Genomic DNA, 15,021 nt, shown 5'->3' with positions numbered 1-15,021 from the left:
CGCTTTCCGGGAAACCATGTTTTTATGTTCCGAAAACATGCGCCCAAAAAATAAGCGATTCAAACGCAAGTTCTGCACCTACGTGCCGGGCTTGCGTTTTTTGTTTTGCAAAGGGCTTTGAACGGAGGGAAAAGATGAACGAAAATGTAAAACGCGCAAAGCTCGACCAGCGCCGCGCACCAATCCATGAAGCGCTCGAAAAATTCCGCAACATGCGCGTGGTGCCGTTTGATGTGCCGGGTCATAAGCGCGGCCGCGGCAACCCGGAGCTGGCCGCCTTTCTGGGTCAGCAGTGCGTCGGGTTGGATGTCAACAGTATGAAGCCGCTCGATAATCTCTGCCACCCGGTGTCGGTCATTCGGGAGGCGGAGGAGCTTGCCGCCGATGCGTTCGGCGCGGCACATGCGTTTTTAATGGTGGGCGGCACCACAAGCTCCGTGCAGAGCATGGTTCTCACCGCATGTAAGCGTGGCGATGAGATTATTCTGCCCCGCAACGTCCACCGCAGCGTTTTGAATGCTTTGGTGCTCTGCGGCGCGGTGCCGGTCTACGTCAACCCGGAGGTGGATCATCGCCTCGGTATTTCGCTCGGTATGAAGCGCGAGCAGGTGGCAAAAGCCATCCGCGAGCACCCGAACGCCGTGGCGGTGCTCGTCAATAACCCCACATACTACGGCATTTGCAGCGACCTGCGCGCAATCGTACAAATGGCGCACGATGCCGGTATGCTGTGCCTCGCGGACGAAGCACACGGCACGCACTTTTATTTCGGCGGCGGCCTGCCGGTCTCCGCTATGGCGGCTGGTGCGGATATGGCGGCCGTTTCCATGCACAAAAGCGGCGGCAGCTTAACACAGTCGAGCTTATTGCTCATCGGCCCCAATGTCCACGCCGGTTATGTGCGGCAGATCATCAATCTCACCCAAACGACCTCGGGCAGCTATCTGCTCATGTCCAGTCTGGACATCTCCCGCCGCAATCTGGCACTGCGCGGCCGCAAAGTGTTCCATCAGGTCGCCGATATGGCAGAATACGCCCGCGAGGAGATCAACGCCGTCGGCGGCTACTACGCGTTTGGCAAAGAACTCTGCAACGGCAACTCCGTGTTTGATTTCGATACGACAAAGCTCAGCGTTCACACGCTCGACATCGGCCTTGCCGGCATCGAGGTCTACGACATCCTGCGCGACGAATACGATATCCAGATCGAGTTCGGCGACATCGGCAATATCCTTGCATACCTTTCCATCGGCGACCGCCCGCAGGAGGTGGAGCGTCTTGTCAGTGCTTTGGCCGAGATCAAGCGCCGGTACAGCACGGACGGCACCGGCCTTTTGAGCCAGGAGTACATCGACCCCGAGGTTGCCGCCAGTCCACAGGAGGCGTTCTACGCACCGAAAAAGAGCCTGCCGCTCCGCGAGACGGAGGGTATGGTGTGCAGTGAGTTCGTCATGTGCTACCCGCCGGGCATTCCGATCTTGGCGCCGGGCGAACGCATCACGGCGGAGATCCTCGATTACATCGAATACGCCAAAGCCAAAGGCTGCAGCATGACCGGCCCGGAGGATCCCGATATCCTCCGCCTGAACGTGCTTGCATAAGGAGGGACAAAAATGGAAATGTGGTTTTCGGAATTTCACACGCCGGATGTCAAGCACAGCATCCGTGTGGACCGCCAGTTATATTCAAAGCAAAGCGCCTATCAGCGCATCGATATTTTTGAAACGCCGGAGTTCGGCCGCGTGCTGACGCTGGACGGCAATGTCATGCTCACGGAGCGCGACGAGTTTATCTACGACGAAATGATCACCCATGTGCCGATGTCCGTGCATCGTAATGCAAAGGACATTCTCGTTATCGGCGCAGGCGACGGCGGCGTCGTGCGCGAGCTGACCCGCTATGACCGCGTAGAGCGCATCGACCTCGTCGAGATGGACCCGCAGGTCATCGAGGCCTGCCGCGCCTATCTGCCGAGCAACGCCTGCCGCATGGACGACCGCCGTGTACATATCTACTACGAAAACGCACTGAAGTTCATTCGCAAGTGTGAAGATGAATACGACCTCATCATTGTCGATTCTTCCGACCCGTTCGGCCCGTCCGAGGGTCTGTTCACCCGTGAATTTTACGGAAGCTGCTATAATGCTCTGCGTGAGGACGGCATCATGGTCAACCAGCAGGGCAGCCCGTTCTATGCGGAGGATGCCACTGCCATGCAGCGCAGCCATCAGCGCATCGCAACGACGTTCCCCATCAGCAAGGTTTATCAGGCGCATATTCCCACCTTCGCCGCGGGCTACTGGCTTTTCGGCTTTGCAAGCAAGAAATATCACCCAATCAACGACCTTGACTCCAACCAGTGGAACGCGCTCAATATGCGCACGCGCTATTATACCGCTCGTCTGCATGTCGGCGCATTTTATCTGCCGGCATTTTTGGAAGAAATGCTGCGGGAAGTGGAGGAAAAATAATGCTGCACCAGAATATTGAAACTTTCATCGGCTGCGAAAGCAGCTACGCGGATGCCGATATCGTTTTGTACGGCGCGCCGTTCGATTCCACCACAAGCTACCGCCCCGGCGCACGGTTCGGCCCCGCCGCCATGCGTCACGAAAGCTACGGCCTCGAGACATACAGCCCGTATCAGGATAAAGATTTAACCGACATCAAGGTGTTTGACAGCGGTGATATGGAGCTGTGCTTCGGCTCCAGCGAAAGCGCCCTCAAAGACATCGAAGCGCGCGCGGAAACGATCCTGCAAGACGGCAAGTTCCCACTTTTGCTCGGCGGCGAGCATCTTGTTACGCTCGGCGCTGTTCGTGCGGCGGCGCATAAATATCCCGCTATGCACATCATTCACTTTGATGCCCACGCCGACCTGCGTCGGGATTACCTCGGCGCCGAATTAAGCCACGCCTGCGTGCTGCGCCGCTGCCACGACATTCTCGGCGACGGCCGCATTCACCAGTTCTGCATCCGCAGCGGCGACAGGGAAGAGTTCACGTTTGCGAAGACGCACACCGAAATGCATAAGTTCGATTTCTCGGGCCTCGAAGCACTCACGGCAGAGCTGTGCCGCACGCAGGTACCGGTTTACCTCACCATCGATCTCGATTGTCTTGACCCCTCGTGCTTTCCCGGCACCGGCACACCGGAGGCGGGCGGCATGACGTTCATGCAGCTATTAAACGCCATCCTCACCGTGTCAAAGACGAACATCATCGGCGCAGATGTCAATGAGTTAGCCCCCATGCTGGACGCAAGCGGCGTTTCCACCGCCATGGCCTGCAAAGTCCTGCGCGAACTCTTATTGGCCTTAAACGTATAAATTATCAAACTAAAAATATAAAAGGAGCATCATCATGAGCAAAGTTCTTGTTATCGGCTGCGGCGGCGTAGCCGGTGTCGCCATTTCCAAATGCTGTCAGGTCAGCGAAGTTTTCACCGAGCTGTGCATCGCAAGCCGCACAAAGTCCAAGTGCGATGCACTTGCCGCAAAGCTTGCGCCCATCACCAAAACAAAAATCACCACTGCACAGGTCGATGCAGACGACGTGCAGCAGCTTTGTGACCTTATCCAAAGCTACAAGCCGGATCTCGTCATGAACATTGCCCTGCCGTATCAGGATCTCACCATTATGGATGCCTGCCTCGCCTGCGGTGTTAACTACATGGATACCGCAAACTACGAGCCGGAGAACACCGATGACCCCGAATGGCGCGCCATTTACGAAAAGCGCTGCAAGGAAGCGGGCTTCTCCGCCTACTTTGATTACAGCTGGCAGTGGGCATACAAAAAGAAGTTTGAAGAGGCCGGCCTCACCGCACTGCTCGGCTGCGGCTTTGATCCAGGCGTCACGCAGGCGTACTGCGCCTACGCTAAAAAGCACGAGTTCGATACCATCGATACCATCGATATTCTGGACTGCAACGGCGGCGATCACGGCTATGCGTTCGCGACAAACTTCAACCCGGAGATCAACCTGCGCGAGGTTTCTGCACCCGGCAGCTATTGGGAAAACGGCCACTGGGTCGAAATCCCGGCTATGAGCATTAAGCGCGTGTATACCTTCAATCAGGTCGGTCAGAAGGATATGTACCTGCTGCACCACGAGGAGATCGAATCCCTCGGCAAAAATCTGCCGGAAGTCAAGCGCATCCGTTTCTTCATGACGTTCGGCCAGAGCTACCTCGACCACATGCGCTGCCTCGAAGACGTCGGCATGCTTTCCACCACACCGATTCACTACAACGGTCAGGAGATCGTGCCGATCCAGTTCCTCAAAGCACTTTTGCCGGACCCCGCAAGCCTCGGCCCGCGCACAAAGGGCAAGACGAACATCGGCTGCATCTTCACAGGCAAAAAGGATGGCAAAGAGAAGACCTACTACATCTATAATGTCTGCGACCACCAGGAATGCTACCGCGAGGTCGGCAGTCAGGCCATCAGCTACACCACCGGCGTGCCGGCCATGTGCGGCGCGCTGATGATGCTCACCGGCAAGTGGACAAAGCCCGGTGTCTACACCGTCGAGGAGTTTGACCCGGATCCGTTCCTCGATGCCCTTGATAAATACGGCCTGCCGCGCAGCGAAAACCACGATCCGGCTTTGGTGGACTGATGAACTTAATGGATACGCGCCCACCGTTTGCGGGCATCAACGGCGAAATTCCGCCGGAGTTTAAAACGCTGCCCACACCGTGCTACCTCATGGACGAGGCCGTCCTGCAGCATAACGCAGAGGTGCTCGGCGCGCTGCAAAAGCGCACGGGCTGCAAGGTGCTTTTGGCACAGAAGGCGTTCAGCAATTATGATCTTTATCCGATTTTCGCGCCGCATTTGGCCGGTACGGAAGCGAGCGGCCTGTTTGAAGCGCGGCTCGGCGCTGAAGAAATGCCGGGCGGCGAGGTTCATGTGTTTTGCGCCGCCTACCGTGAGGATGAAATGGACGAGCTGCTGCGCTATGCGGATCACATTGTGTTCAATTCGCCGCGACAGCTGCAAAAGTTCGCGCCCAAAGCAAAAGCTGCGGGCAAAAGCGTCGGTCTGCGCATCAACCCGGAGTGCTCTACGCAGGAGGGACACGAAATTTACGATCCCTGTGCGCCCGGCAGCCGCCTCGGCACCACCCGTGCGCAGTGGGATAAAGCCGTTCAAGAAGACGCGCATTTGCCCGAACTGCTCGACGGCCTTCATTTTCACACGCTGTGCGAGCAGGATGCCGACGCACTGGAAACGACCTTAAACGCCGTTGCTTCAACGTTCGGCGATTTGCTGCCCAAAATGCAGTGGCTCAACTTCGGCGGCGGCCACCACATCACGCGTCCCGACTACGATATGGAAACGCTGAAGCGCTGCATCCGCCGCGCGCAGCAGGACTGGAATGTCACCGTGTACCTCGAGCCCGGCGAAGCCTGCGCGTTAAACGCCGGGTACCTCCTCAGCCGCGTGCTCGATGTCGTGCGAAACGGCGAGACGACCATCGCAATTCTCGATGCCAGCGCCGCCTGCCATATGCCGGATGTCATCGAAATGCCGTATCGCCCGCCGCTGTTCGGCGCCGGTGAGCCGGGGGAGAAGCCGTACACGGTGCGCCTTGCCGGCCCAACCTGCCTTGCAGGCGACGTTATCGGCGATTACAGCTTCGACGCTGTGCCCGCAGTCGGCGACCTGCTCGTCTTTGGTGACATGGCAATCTACACCACCTGCAAAAACAATACCTTCAACGGCATGCCCCTGCCCGGCATTTATTCCCGCACAGCGGGCGGCGATATCCGCAAGTTAGCGTCGTTCGGCTACAGAGATTTCAAATACAGGCTTGGCAGCCCGTAAACGCAACAGCAAAAGCCGCAGTGACGCTGAAACTTGTTTTCGCTGCGGTCGTAAATGTCTTGTCTGTACTGTTTATGTTGAAATTAAAAATACGTGTTGACAAGCTGAAATATACGTGCTATAATTCATGCAAATTTAATAATTCAAACCGTTGAAGCGGAGATAACGATAACGATGCCTTTACAGAGAGCCTGTGTTGCTGAGAGTCAGGTAAGAAACAAGTTGTCAAATGGACCGCTGAGGGCGCAGTCAAATGTGATTCCACAAAGTATTCTGCGACGTTGCAGGCAGACGTCATTTGCCGGGGATATGTAGGTATCCTGCTAAGTGCACGGGTCATGCCGTGAATCAAGGTGGCACCGCGGATAAGTGTTTTGTTCGTCCTTGACAGAAAGTGTATTTCTATCAAGGACGTTTTTTTGAGACTCCTTTGACGGAAGATATAACGTCAAAGGAGTTTTTCCTTTTTCAAAGGAGGTTACGATACGGTGTTTTCAAAACGATGGTGGCGCACCCAGCGCCTAATAATTTTGAGTATCCTCACTGCAAATTTCCCGTATGATTTCGGCAAGCCGTTGGCATTTCCACACCCGAGCAGGCAAAGAAAATGGCGAATATCTCTGACGGTGCCATTGTCGGCTCAGCAATCATCAAGCTGCTTGAACAGTATGGAAAGGACGCGCCGAAATACATCGGAGAATATGTGAAGAAAATGAAAATGGCTCTATTGACCAATTAGTGGTAGTAGTGGTCTATTTTTAGAATTCCAATAATTCAGTGAACAGGAACGGGATTTGCCATTCCTGTTCATCTTTTTTTCTTTTGAAAAATCTGCTGCCCGACCAATCAGCCGGAAAGCGGGGGTTCAAAATATAAAGTGTGTTACAGATAAATCAAAAACCCGCAGAACGTCAGCGTTCATGCGGGTTTTCATTGGCGCGCTTGACTGGATTCGAACCAGCGGCCTACAGAGTCGGAGTCTGTCGCTCTATCCAACTGGGCTACAAGCGCATATGAAATTTTTGAAGGTTATTTTGCGTTTGCGTGGCGGCGGTCACGGTACCGTGCATTGCGCAGATGTTCAAAAAGCTCCGCACGATCTTCCGGGGAAGCGGAACGATAATACGCCAAAAGCTGCTGCTCATCTGTAGAAAGATCCAGCACAGAATCGGCAAGGTAACGACGCTCTTTGCGGCGTGCATACACTTTCACGCGCTGACCGGAATCGCTCAGACGCATCGTGTCTGCAGAGTTTGCGCTGTATCCGCACAGTTCATCCAAAGAAATGCGGTAAAGACGGCAAAGGCGCATCAGGTCAAAGATGGCGGGCGTCGTTTTGCCGGTCTCATAATACGTGTAGGTGGAACGTTCAACGCCAAGAATATTCGCAAGGATCGACTGCGTGTAGCCGCTTTCTTCACGGAAACGCTTGAGACGTCGGCCGAAGATTGCTTTAGAGTCTATTTCTTCCATTGCTGTTCACCATCCGCTGTGTCATTCTGTGAAAATCGTGCACATAACTGTGTTGTATCTTTTGCGTGAGATACAAATAGCAGATACAATAATAGTATACGCTATTTGCGCCATTATGCACGACTATGTGAGAAATATTCACACGAATGATGTGTATATTCTGTGCAAACTCAAACTGTTTTCACATACAAGTATACACAATACACATACAGAAAAATGTCGGTTTTTGACGACAAGTGCAGAACGTTCGGAAAAACAGGAAGTGAAGAAAAAGAAAAGCCGCAAAAACTGCGGCTCTTCGGAATTTTAAAGGTGACGGAAACTCACGGGTTTACGGCGCTTTTCATCATCTCGTCGTCGCCGGTAAGCGCCGCGAGCATCAGGTTATACACGCGCTGTGGGTCGCGGTGAAAGTTCTTTTTCACTTCGCGTGCCTGATAGAGGTCGGGCACATACACGGTAAGGCTCATCAGCTCCATTTCTCCGCCGGAAATGTGGCATGTCACGTTGTAGCCATTTTCGGTGCGGACAATGGTCGCCACGTTTTCGCGCTCCATCTTGGCGGAAGCCAGCAGAGCCGTGGCGGCGGCTACGGCCTTATCACGCACGGAAGAGGGGATAAGCTGTTCTAAGTCGTCCGCCACACTCTTGCCACGCTTAGTCAGCACATAGGTGTTGTCCTCCTCGCGGGTGACATTGCCAAGGCTCACAAGGGCAGAGAGCGCATCGCTCGCCTCAAAGTAATTCGCAAGGGATTTTTCCTGCAAGACCCTGATGATGTCATCGCCCGAAAGCGGCGCGTTCACGCTTTTGAGCATATAGCAGATCAAAATGCGGATATCGCTTTTCGAGCGCAGTCCGCCCGGCGCAACGCCGCCGGTAAAAGCATCATATTCCATACGGTTTTACCTCCTTCTTAGTTATCAATAAAGCTGATATTCTTCCATTTTCCGCGCGCAAAGCGGATGACAAAGCAGGCGCCGCGGCAGAACCAATCGATACACATTGCAATCCATGTGCCCAAAATGCCCATGTTAAAGTAGATTGCCAGAATGTAGCTGAAGCCGATACGGAAGATCCACATGGAAAGCAGGGAAACAATCATCGTAAAGCGCACATCGTTCGCAGCGCGCAGGGCGTTCGGCAGGGCAAAGGCCAGCGGCCAAACAATGACGGCGCAGATGCCGTGCACAATGAAGACCTCCATCGTCATTGTGGTCGTTTCCTCGGAGAGTGAGTAGAACGAAAGGATCTGCTTGCTGAACAGCAGCATCAAAAGCGTCATAGCCCAGACGACACCGTAGGTGATGAGCATCAGCTTCTTCGTGTACTTCTTCACAGCTTCGTAGTCCTTTGCGCCGATGCACTGGCCGACGACCGTGATCATCGCCATGCCGAGCGCCATGCCCGGAATAACCTGCAAGGAAGCGAGGTTGCCCGCCACGGCGTTCGCTGTGATGGAAATGGTGCCGAAGCCCGAAACAATGCTTGCAACCAGAATTTTGCCGATCTGGAAAATGCTGTTCTCAAGGCCGTTCGGCACGCCGATCTGCAAAATGCTCTTCAACATGGAGAGGTGGATTTCCGGCTTATGAAGCTTATCATAGAAAATAATACGGCGCGGGTTCAAAAGCAGCACCGTAATGATGATGGCGCCTACTGCACGGGAAACAAGAGAAGCCGTCGCCGCGCCCGCCGCAGCCATCTGGAAGCCGTAGATTAAAATCGCATTGCCCACGATGTTGATGGTGTTCATTAAAATGGAAATGAGCATCGTCGTGCGCGAATCGCCCATAGAGCGGAACAGCGCCGCACCGGCGTTATAGACCGCAAGGAACGGATAGGAGATTGCGGAAAGCAAAAAATAAATCTGCGCGTGCGCCATAACGTCCGCTTCAATGGAGCCGAAAACCATGTTCAGCACCGGCTTGCGGAAGAATACGGCGATGACGCCCAGCACGGCCGAAAGCGCAAGGCTGGCGTAGAAAAGCTGCTTTGCCGCAAGACTTGCGCTTTTGTGGTCGCCGCGCCCGATGTACTGGGACGCAATGACCGCGCCGCCCGTCGCCAAAGAAGAAAACAGCGTGATGAGCAAAAAGTTGATGGAGTCCACAAGGGAGATGCCGGAAACCGCCGCTTCGCCGCAGGAGGAGACCATTACGGTATCCGCCATACCGATGGTTACGGCCAGAAGCTGCTCAATAACAAGGGGTATGATGAGCTTCCGCAGATCTTTGTTTGAAAACACGTCTTCGCCTCATTTCAATACTTTGGGCAGTCTATTCGCTTTTTTGAGAAGAAAGCCCATGCTAAATAACAGATAACTCAATTTTACTATGTTTTCTACTAAAATGCAACGGGATAAAAGAAAGTTTTTCGTCAATATTTTGAACCGGAGAGAAACGGCGTGTTCCCGCCTGATTTTCGGCGTTCAAACGGGAATTATTCCAAACAGACTTTCGTTCCGAAAATATCGGTTAAAAAAGTTGAATTAAGCATTGCGAAATTTTGAATTCCGTGTTAAGATATAACCATTCTGATAAAATGCGGGAATGTGGTGTTTTTTTCAGAATGCAAATTACATTTTCTATTTTTATTTCCATAACGCTTCGGTGAAAGGAGGTAAGATTATGGAGACCAACATCAGCACCGTTCAGGTTGTTCTGATGGGCCTTATTACCGTGTTCGTGGTCCTGATCTGCTTGATCGTTATCATCAAGATCCTCGGCCTCATCATGGAGAAGGTCGCTAAAAAACAGCCGGCTCCGGCAGTAGCCCCGGCCGCCGCAGCACCTGCTGCAGCACCCGCTCCGGCGGTATCCGCCCAAAACAACCAGCAGATCGTTGCCGCTATCGCAGTCGCGATCGCCGAGGAGATGGGCACGGACGTTTCGCACATCCGCATCCATTCCATCAAAAGAGTCTGAAATGCGCAAAGCGCGAAATCTAACAGATGAGAGGTAAGTTCAATGAAAAAGTATAATGTCAATGTTAACGGCACAGCTTATGAAGTAACAGTAGAAGAAGTCGTCGGCGGCGCAGCACCGGCTCCGGTTGCAGCAGCTCCGGCAGCAGCACCCGCTCCGGCCCCGGTCGCAGCACCGGCAGGCGTTGGCGAGCAGGTCAAGAGCCCGATGCCCGGCAACATCCTTTCCGTCAACGTCAATGTTGGCGATACCGTTGCTGAAGGCCAGGTTCTCATGATCCTCGAAGCTATGAAGATGGAAAACGAGATCATGGCACCGAAGGCCGGCAAGGTCACCAGCGTGAACGTCCAGAAGGGCGCAACTGTTGAGAGCGGCACACTCCTCTGCGTTGTTGGCTAAATTAAACTTAAGCCTACGCACATACTACTAAAATAAGGAGTGTTAAATTATTCATGGAAGCGATAACTAATTTTCTGAATAGCACAGGCTTCGCGCAGCTCGGCGAAAACCCGCTGCAGCTCGTTATGCTCGCTGTTTCCTGTGTTCTTCTGTACCTTGCTATCGTCAAGAAGTTCGAGCCGCTGCTCCTTCTGCCGATTGCATTCGGTATGCTTTTAACAAACCTGCCCGGCGCAGGCATTTACCATGCAGAGCTGTTTGAAGGCGGTCATGTACATTGGGAAATGTTTGCGGAAGGTGTTAAACTCGCAAACGGTTCCACGGAAGCTGCCGGTCTGCTCGACGTCCTCTATCTCGGCGTCAAGCTCGGTGTTTATCCGTGTCTCATCTTCATCGGCGTCGGCTGCATGACAGACTTCGGTCCGCTGATTGCAAACCCGAAGAGCCTGCTGCTCGGCGCTGCCGCACAGCTCGGCATCTTCGTCACCTATGTCGGCGCTGTCCTGCTCGGCTTTACCCCGGCACAGGCCGGCTCCATCGGCATCATCGGCGGTGCAGACGGCCCTACGGCCATCTTCGTCACCTCCAAGCTCGCACCTGAACTCCTTGGCCCGATCGCCGTTGCCGCATATTCCTACATGGCGCTCGTTCCGGTTATTCAGCCGCCGATCATGAAGGCGCTCACCACAAAGAAAGAGCGTATGATCCAGATGAAGCAGCTCCGTCAGGTTACAAAGACCGAGAAGATTCTGTTCCCGATCGTGGTTACCATCTTTGTTTCCCTCATGCTGCCGTCCGCTGCATCCCTCGTCGGCTGCCTCATGCTCGGCAACCTTCTCCGTGAGAGCGGCGTAACAGAGCGTCTGAACAAGACCGCACAGAACGAGCTGATGAACATCGTTACGATCTTCCTCGGCACCTCTGTCGGTGCAACAGCTACCGCTGCAAACTTCCTCAATCCGCAGACGCTTAAGATTCTCGTCCTCGGCGTTGTTGCATTTGGTCTCGGCACCGCAGGCGGCGTTCTGCTCGCAAAGCTCATGAACGTCTTCCTTAAGGATAAGATCAATCCGCTCATCGGCTCCGCCGGTGTTTCCGCCGTTCCTATGGCGGCTCGTGTATCGCAGGTCGTCGGCCAGAAAGAGAATCCGCGCAACTTCCTGCTCATGCACGCTATGGGTCCGAACGTCGCAGGCGTCATCGGTTCTGCTGTTGCAGCCGGTGTGTTCCTGGCTCTGTTCGGCGTTTGATAACGCTTAGGAAAGGAAGTAACAGTTATTATGGCTAAGAATCCCCTTAGAATTACCGATACCATCCTGCGTGACGCGCACCAGTCTCAGGCCGCAACGCGCATGCGTATCGAGGATATGCTTCCGGCTTGCGAAAAGCTGGACAACATGGGTTACTGGTCTCTGGAGTGCTGGGGCGGCGCAACGTTCGACGTCTGCATGCGTTTCCTGAACGAAGACCCGTGGGAGCGTCTTAGAACGCTCAAAAAGGCAATGCCGAAGACCCCGTTGCAGATGCTCCTGCGCGGCCAGAACCTCCTCGGCTACAAGCACTATGCCGATGATGTGGTTGCAGAGTTCTGCAAAAAGTCCATCGAAAACGGCATCGATGTCGTCCGTATCTTCGACGCACTGAACGATCCCCGCAACATGGAGACCGCTATGAAGTACGTCAAGGAATATGGCGGCAAGGCAGAGGCTGCCATCAGCTATACAAAGAGCCCCGTGCACAGCGAGGATTACTTCGTAAAGCTCGCTATGCAGCTTGAAAAGATGGGTGCAGATACCATCTGCATTAAGGATATGGCAAACCTGCTCCTTCCGTACGACGCATATTCGCTCGTAAAGAAGCTGAAGGAAAACGTCAGCGTGCCGATCCATCTGCATACCCACAACACCACCGGTACAGGCGACATGGTCAACCTGATGGCTGCACAGGCAGGCGTTGACATCGTGGACTGCGCACTGTCCCCGCTCGCAAACGGCACCTCTCAGCCGGCAACCGAGTCCCTCGTTGCCACGCTGCAGGGCACCAGCCGTGATACCGGCCTTGACCTTGAGAAGCTCAGCGAGGTTGCCGCACACTTCCGTACGGTTGCCGATAAGCTGAACATTAACCCGAAGGTCCTTAAGGTCGATACCAACACGCTGCTGTATCAGGTTCCGGGCGGCATGCTTTCGAACCTTATCTCTCAGCTCAAGCAGGCAAACGCAGAAGACAAGTACTATGATGTGCTCGCAGAAGTGCCGCGCGTCCGTGCTGACTTCGGTTACCCGCCGCTCGTTACCCCGACCAGCCAGATTGTCGGTACGCAGGCTGTTATGAACGTTCTTGTCGGTGAGCGCTATAAGATGGTCACCAAAGAGAGCAAGGGCATGCTGCGTGGCGAATACGGCAAGCTGCCGGGCGAGGTGAACGAGGAAGTCCGCAAGAAGTGCATCGGCGATGACAAGGTCATCACCTGCCGTCCTGCCGACCTCATCGAGCCGGAGCTTGAGAAGTACAGAGCAGAGATCGGCGACAGAGCAAAGAGCGAAGAGGATGTCCTCTCCTACGCACTGTTCCCGGCTGTTGCTACAAAGTTCTTTGAGTGGCGCGACAATCCGCATAAGGATGAAGCACCTGCCGCAGAAGCTGCACCGGCTGCAAAGCCCGCAGCACCGGCCAACAACGGCCCGAAGACCCTCTACGTCGAGGATCTCACCAACGGCAACTTCTGATTGATCGGAAATCCGCTTAAATAAGTGAACAAAACGCTCGTCCCAGTTTATCAGCGGACGAGCGTTTTTGCATATCTGTGCAGATATATAGCTTTACACAAATATAAAGCTATACTCCTTTACGCACAACAGCGCCGCTGCCCGATTTAAAAGAGGCAACGGGGTTGCTCTATAATTGCAGGGGAATAGGCGTCGCGCTCACGCGTATCTACCATGCTGTTTGCGCGGCGCCTTTCTTTCCTTTTTTCGCGCGAATATCTATTTACAAAAGCCGGGCAAAATGATACAATCACAGTAAGAATCCCCGAAATAGCGGGCGAAAGGACGGAGTTTGTATGTATAAATTTGATAGAGAAAAATATGATAAGCGTATGCAGTGGTTCACCCACGACCGCTTCGGCATGTTCATCCATTGGGGCCTTTACGCCATCCCTGCGCGCGGCGAGTGGGTGCGCTCCACGGAAGAGATTCCGGAGGAGGACTACATCCCGTTTTTCAACGAGTTTAATCCGAAAGATTTTGACCCGAAAAAGTGGGCGCGCCTTGCAAAGCAGGCCGGCATGAAGTATGCCGTGCTCACGGCAAAGCACCACGACGGCTTCTGCCTGTTTGATTCCGCTCTTACCGATTGGAAAGTCACGAACACGCCTTACGGCAAAGACATCGTGCGTGAGTATCTCGATGCGTTCCGCGCAGAGGGCATCAAGGTCGGTCTTTATTATTCACTGCTCGATTGGCACCACCCGGATTACCCCGCCTACGGTGACCGCCAGCACCCTATGCGCAACAACATTGCCTATAAAGATAAGCCCTATAACTTTGATAACTACCTCGATTACATGCACGGTCAGGTGCGCGAGCTCTGCACAAACTACGGCAAGCTCGATATGATGTGGTTCGACTTCTCCTACGATAACCTCACCGGCGAAGCGTGGCGTGCGTCGGAGCTCGTGCGTATGGTGCGCTCCCTGCAGCCGGACATCATCATCGATAACCGTCTGGAGGTCAGCGGCAGTGGCTTCGGCTCCATCGCAACGGACGAACCGCTCGAGTACAGCGGCGACTATGTTAGCCCGGAGCAGATCATCCCGCAGACCGGCTTTAAGGACAGCCGCGGCCGCAATATCTGTTGGGAAGCCTGCATCACGATGAACGACAACTGGGGCTACTGCGCAAAGGATAAGAACTTTAAGCCCGCCGAAATGATTATCAAAAAGCTCGTTGAGTGCGTCAGCAAAAACGGCAATATGCTCTTAAATGTCGGCCCGGATGCCAGAGGCAATATCCCCGCAGAGTCCGTCGAGATTCTGGAAAAAATCGGCGCGTGGATGCAGAAGAATTCCGATTCCATTTACGGCTGCGGCGGCTGCGATTTGCCGAAGCCCGAAAACGGCCGCATCACCAAAAACAGCAAAACGCTCTATTATCACATTATGGAAAACTCCATCGGCGGTATCCCGCTGCAGGGCATTTCGCTCGATGAGGTTGAGTCTATCCGTCTTATCTCCGACGGCACCGAGATAAAGCCCCTTAAAAACTGGATTGTTGAAAACTACCCGGACGTCGTGTTCGTGCAGGTTTCCAACACTGTAAAACTGCCCGATGACATCGACACCGTCATCGCTGTCCACACAAAGTAAACCAAAAGGAGTGCGTGTTT

General features: G+C 54.0%; 13 protein-coding genes, 1 tRNA gene and 1 pseudogene. 11 read left to right on the top strand and 4 right to left on the bottom strand.

The genetic code is table 11. The features are described 5' to 3' along the window. The first annotated feature begins 134 nt into the window (after positions 1-134). From R2K26_RS06090 to R2K26_RS06065, 6 genes and pseudogenes are all read left to right on the top strand, one after another. On the top strand, positions 135-1,601 hold the full coding sequence (locus R2K26_RS06090) for an aminotransferase class V-fold PLP-dependent enzyme (RefSeq protein ID WP_176820911.1): 1,467 nt from the start codon (positions 135-137) through the stop codon (positions 1,599-1,601). Positions 1,602-1,613: 12 nt separating this feature from the next. Next, positions 1,614-2,471 carry a polyamine aminopropyltransferase gene (speE, locus tag R2K26_RS06085; RefSeq protein ID WP_316519230.1) on the top strand — a complete coding sequence of 286 codons (858 nt, stop codon included), beginning with the start codon at positions 1,614-1,616 and terminating at the stop codon, positions 2,469-2,471. Next, positions 2,471-3,328, top strand: coding sequence for an agmatinase (speB, locus tag R2K26_RS06080; RefSeq protein ID WP_316519229.1), 858 nt, complete (start codon positions 2,471-2,473; stop codon positions 3,326-3,328). Before speE ends, speB begins: the two co-directional genes overlap by 1 nt. A 34-nt stretch (positions 3,329-3,362) precedes the next feature. Next, positions 3,363-4,622: a saccharopine dehydrogenase family protein gene (locus tag R2K26_RS06075; protein WP_316519228.1), complete on the top strand. Its 1,260-nt coding sequence runs from the start codon at positions 3,363-3,365 to the stop codon at positions 4,620-4,622. Further along, positions 4,622-5,833 carry a carboxynorspermidine decarboxylase gene (gene nspC, locus R2K26_RS06070; RefSeq protein WP_316519227.1) on the top strand — a complete coding sequence of 404 codons (1,212 nt, stop codon included), beginning with the start codon at positions 4,622-4,624 and terminating at the stop codon, positions 5,831-5,833. Before R2K26_RS06075 ends, nspC begins: the two co-directional genes overlap by 1 nt. 577 nt (positions 5,834-6,410) lie before the next feature. Further along, a pseudogene (locus R2K26_RS06065) lies at positions 6,411-6,572 on the top strand (tryptophan synthase subunit alpha); the annotation flags it as partial. A 195-nt stretch (positions 6,573-6,767) separates the two neighbouring features. Here the strand turns inward: R2K26_RS06065 and R2K26_RS06060 are convergent. The 4 genes from R2K26_RS06060 to R2K26_RS06045 all read right to left on the bottom strand — a co-directional run bounded on the left by R2K26_RS06060 (position 6,768) and on the right by R2K26_RS06045 (position 9,554). Beyond that, positions 6,768-6,844, bottom strand: a tRNA-Arg gene (locus R2K26_RS06060). Between the two features lie 18 nt (positions 6,845-6,862). Next, a complete protein-coding gene (locus R2K26_RS06055; protein WP_316519226.1) occupies positions 6,863-7,306 on the bottom strand; it encodes a helix-turn-helix domain-containing protein in 444 nt (147 codons plus the stop codon). A gap of 323 nt (positions 7,307-7,629) precedes the next feature. Continuing rightward, entirely contained in the window at positions 7,630-8,205 is a 576-nt protein-coding gene (locus R2K26_RS06050; protein WP_316519224.1) for a DUF4364 family protein, read from the bottom strand. A 17-nt stretch (positions 8,206-8,222) separates the two neighbouring features. Beyond that, complete coding sequence (locus R2K26_RS06045; protein WP_176820161.1) at positions 8,223-9,554, bottom strand: MATE family efflux transporter; 1,332 nt, start codon at positions 9,552-9,554, stop codon at positions 8,223-8,225. Positions 9,555-9,936: 382 nt separating this feature from the next. Here R2K26_RS06045 and R2K26_RS06040 point away from each other — a divergent pair, with 382 nt between their 5' ends. From R2K26_RS06040 to R2K26_RS06020, 5 genes are all read left to right on the top strand, one after another. Continuing rightward, positions 9,937-10,233, top strand: coding sequence for an OadG family protein (locus tag R2K26_RS06040; RefSeq protein WP_308449568.1), 297 nt, complete (start codon positions 9,937-9,939; stop codon positions 10,231-10,233). Between the two features lie 42 nt (positions 10,234-10,275). Then, positions 10,276-10,632: a biotin/lipoyl-containing protein gene (locus R2K26_RS06035; protein WP_316519221.1), complete on the top strand. Its 357-nt coding sequence runs from the start codon at positions 10,276-10,278 to the stop codon at positions 10,630-10,632. A gap of 53 nt (positions 10,633-10,685) precedes the next feature. Continuing rightward, on the top strand, positions 10,686-11,882 hold the full coding sequence (locus tag R2K26_RS06030) for a sodium ion-translocating decarboxylase subunit beta (RefSeq protein ID WP_316519219.1): 1,197 nt from the start codon (positions 10,686-10,688) through the stop codon (positions 11,880-11,882). A 30-nt stretch (positions 11,883-11,912) separates the two neighbouring features. Further along, positions 11,913-13,361 carry an oxaloacetate decarboxylase subunit alpha gene (locus R2K26_RS06025; protein WP_176820157.1) on the top strand — a complete coding sequence of 483 codons (1,449 nt, stop codon included), beginning with the start codon at positions 11,913-11,915 and terminating at the stop codon, positions 13,359-13,361. A gap of 335 nt (positions 13,362-13,696) precedes the next feature. Further along, positions 13,697-15,001, top strand: coding sequence for an alpha-L-fucosidase (locus R2K26_RS06020; RefSeq protein ID WP_316519217.1), 1,305 nt, complete (start codon positions 13,697-13,699; stop codon positions 14,999-15,001). Positions 15,002-15,021: the final 20 nt, after the last annotated feature.

This window comes from Neglectibacter sp. CSJ-5, from assembly GCF_032490475.1.
Taxonomy (GTDB): domain Bacteria; phylum Bacillota; class Clostridia; order Oscillospirales; family Acutalibacteraceae; genus Hominenteromicrobium; species Hominenteromicrobium mulieris.
This window is presented reverse-complemented; position numbering and strand designations above follow the sequence as displayed.

What these genes read in the sequence shown, in the direction of transcription:
- R2K26_RS06030 (WP_316519219.1), top strand. Translation starts at nt 10,686, where the DNA reads ATGGAAGCGATAACTAATTTTCTGAATAGCACAGGCTTCGCGCAGCTC.
- nspC (WP_316519227.1), top strand. Translation starts at nt 4,622, where the DNA reads ATGAACTTAATGGATACGCGCCCACCGTTTGCGGGCATCAACGGCGAA.
- R2K26_RS06035 (WP_316519221.1), top strand. Translation starts at nt 10,276, where the DNA reads ATGAAAAAGTATAATGTCAATGTTAACGGCACAGCTTATGAAGTAACA.
- R2K26_RS06040 (WP_308449568.1), top strand. Translation starts at nt 9,937, where the DNA reads ATGGAGACCAACATCAGCACCGTTCAGGTTGTTCTGATGGGCCTTATT.
- speB (WP_316519229.1), top strand. Translation starts at nt 2,471, where the DNA reads ATGCTGCACCAGAATATTGAAACTTTCATCGGCTGCGAAAGCAGCTAC.
- R2K26_RS06020 (WP_316519217.1), top strand. Translation starts at nt 13,697, where the DNA reads ATGTATAAATTTGATAGAGAAAAATATGATAAGCGTATGCAGTGGTTC.
- R2K26_RS06050 (WP_316519224.1), bottom strand. Translation starts at nt 8,205, where the DNA reads ATGGAATATGATGCTTTTACCGGCGGCGTTGCGCCGGGCGGACTGCGC.
- R2K26_RS06055 (WP_316519226.1), bottom strand. Translation starts at nt 7,306, where the DNA reads ATGGAAGAAATAGACTCTAAAGCAATCTTCGGCCGACGTCTCAAGCGT.
- R2K26_RS06090 (WP_176820911.1), top strand. Translation starts at nt 135, where the DNA reads ATGAACGAAAATGTAAAACGCGCAAAGCTCGACCAGCGCCGCGCACCA.
- R2K26_RS06075 (WP_316519228.1), top strand. Translation starts at nt 3,363, where the DNA reads ATGAGCAAAGTTCTTGTTATCGGCTGCGGCGGCGTAGCCGGTGTCGCC.
- R2K26_RS06025 (WP_176820157.1), top strand. Translation starts at nt 11,913, where the DNA reads ATGGCTAAGAATCCCCTTAGAATTACCGATACCATCCTGCGTGACGCG.
- speE (WP_316519230.1), top strand. Translation starts at nt 1,614, where the DNA reads ATGGAAATGTGGTTTTCGGAATTTCACACGCCGGATGTCAAGCACAGC.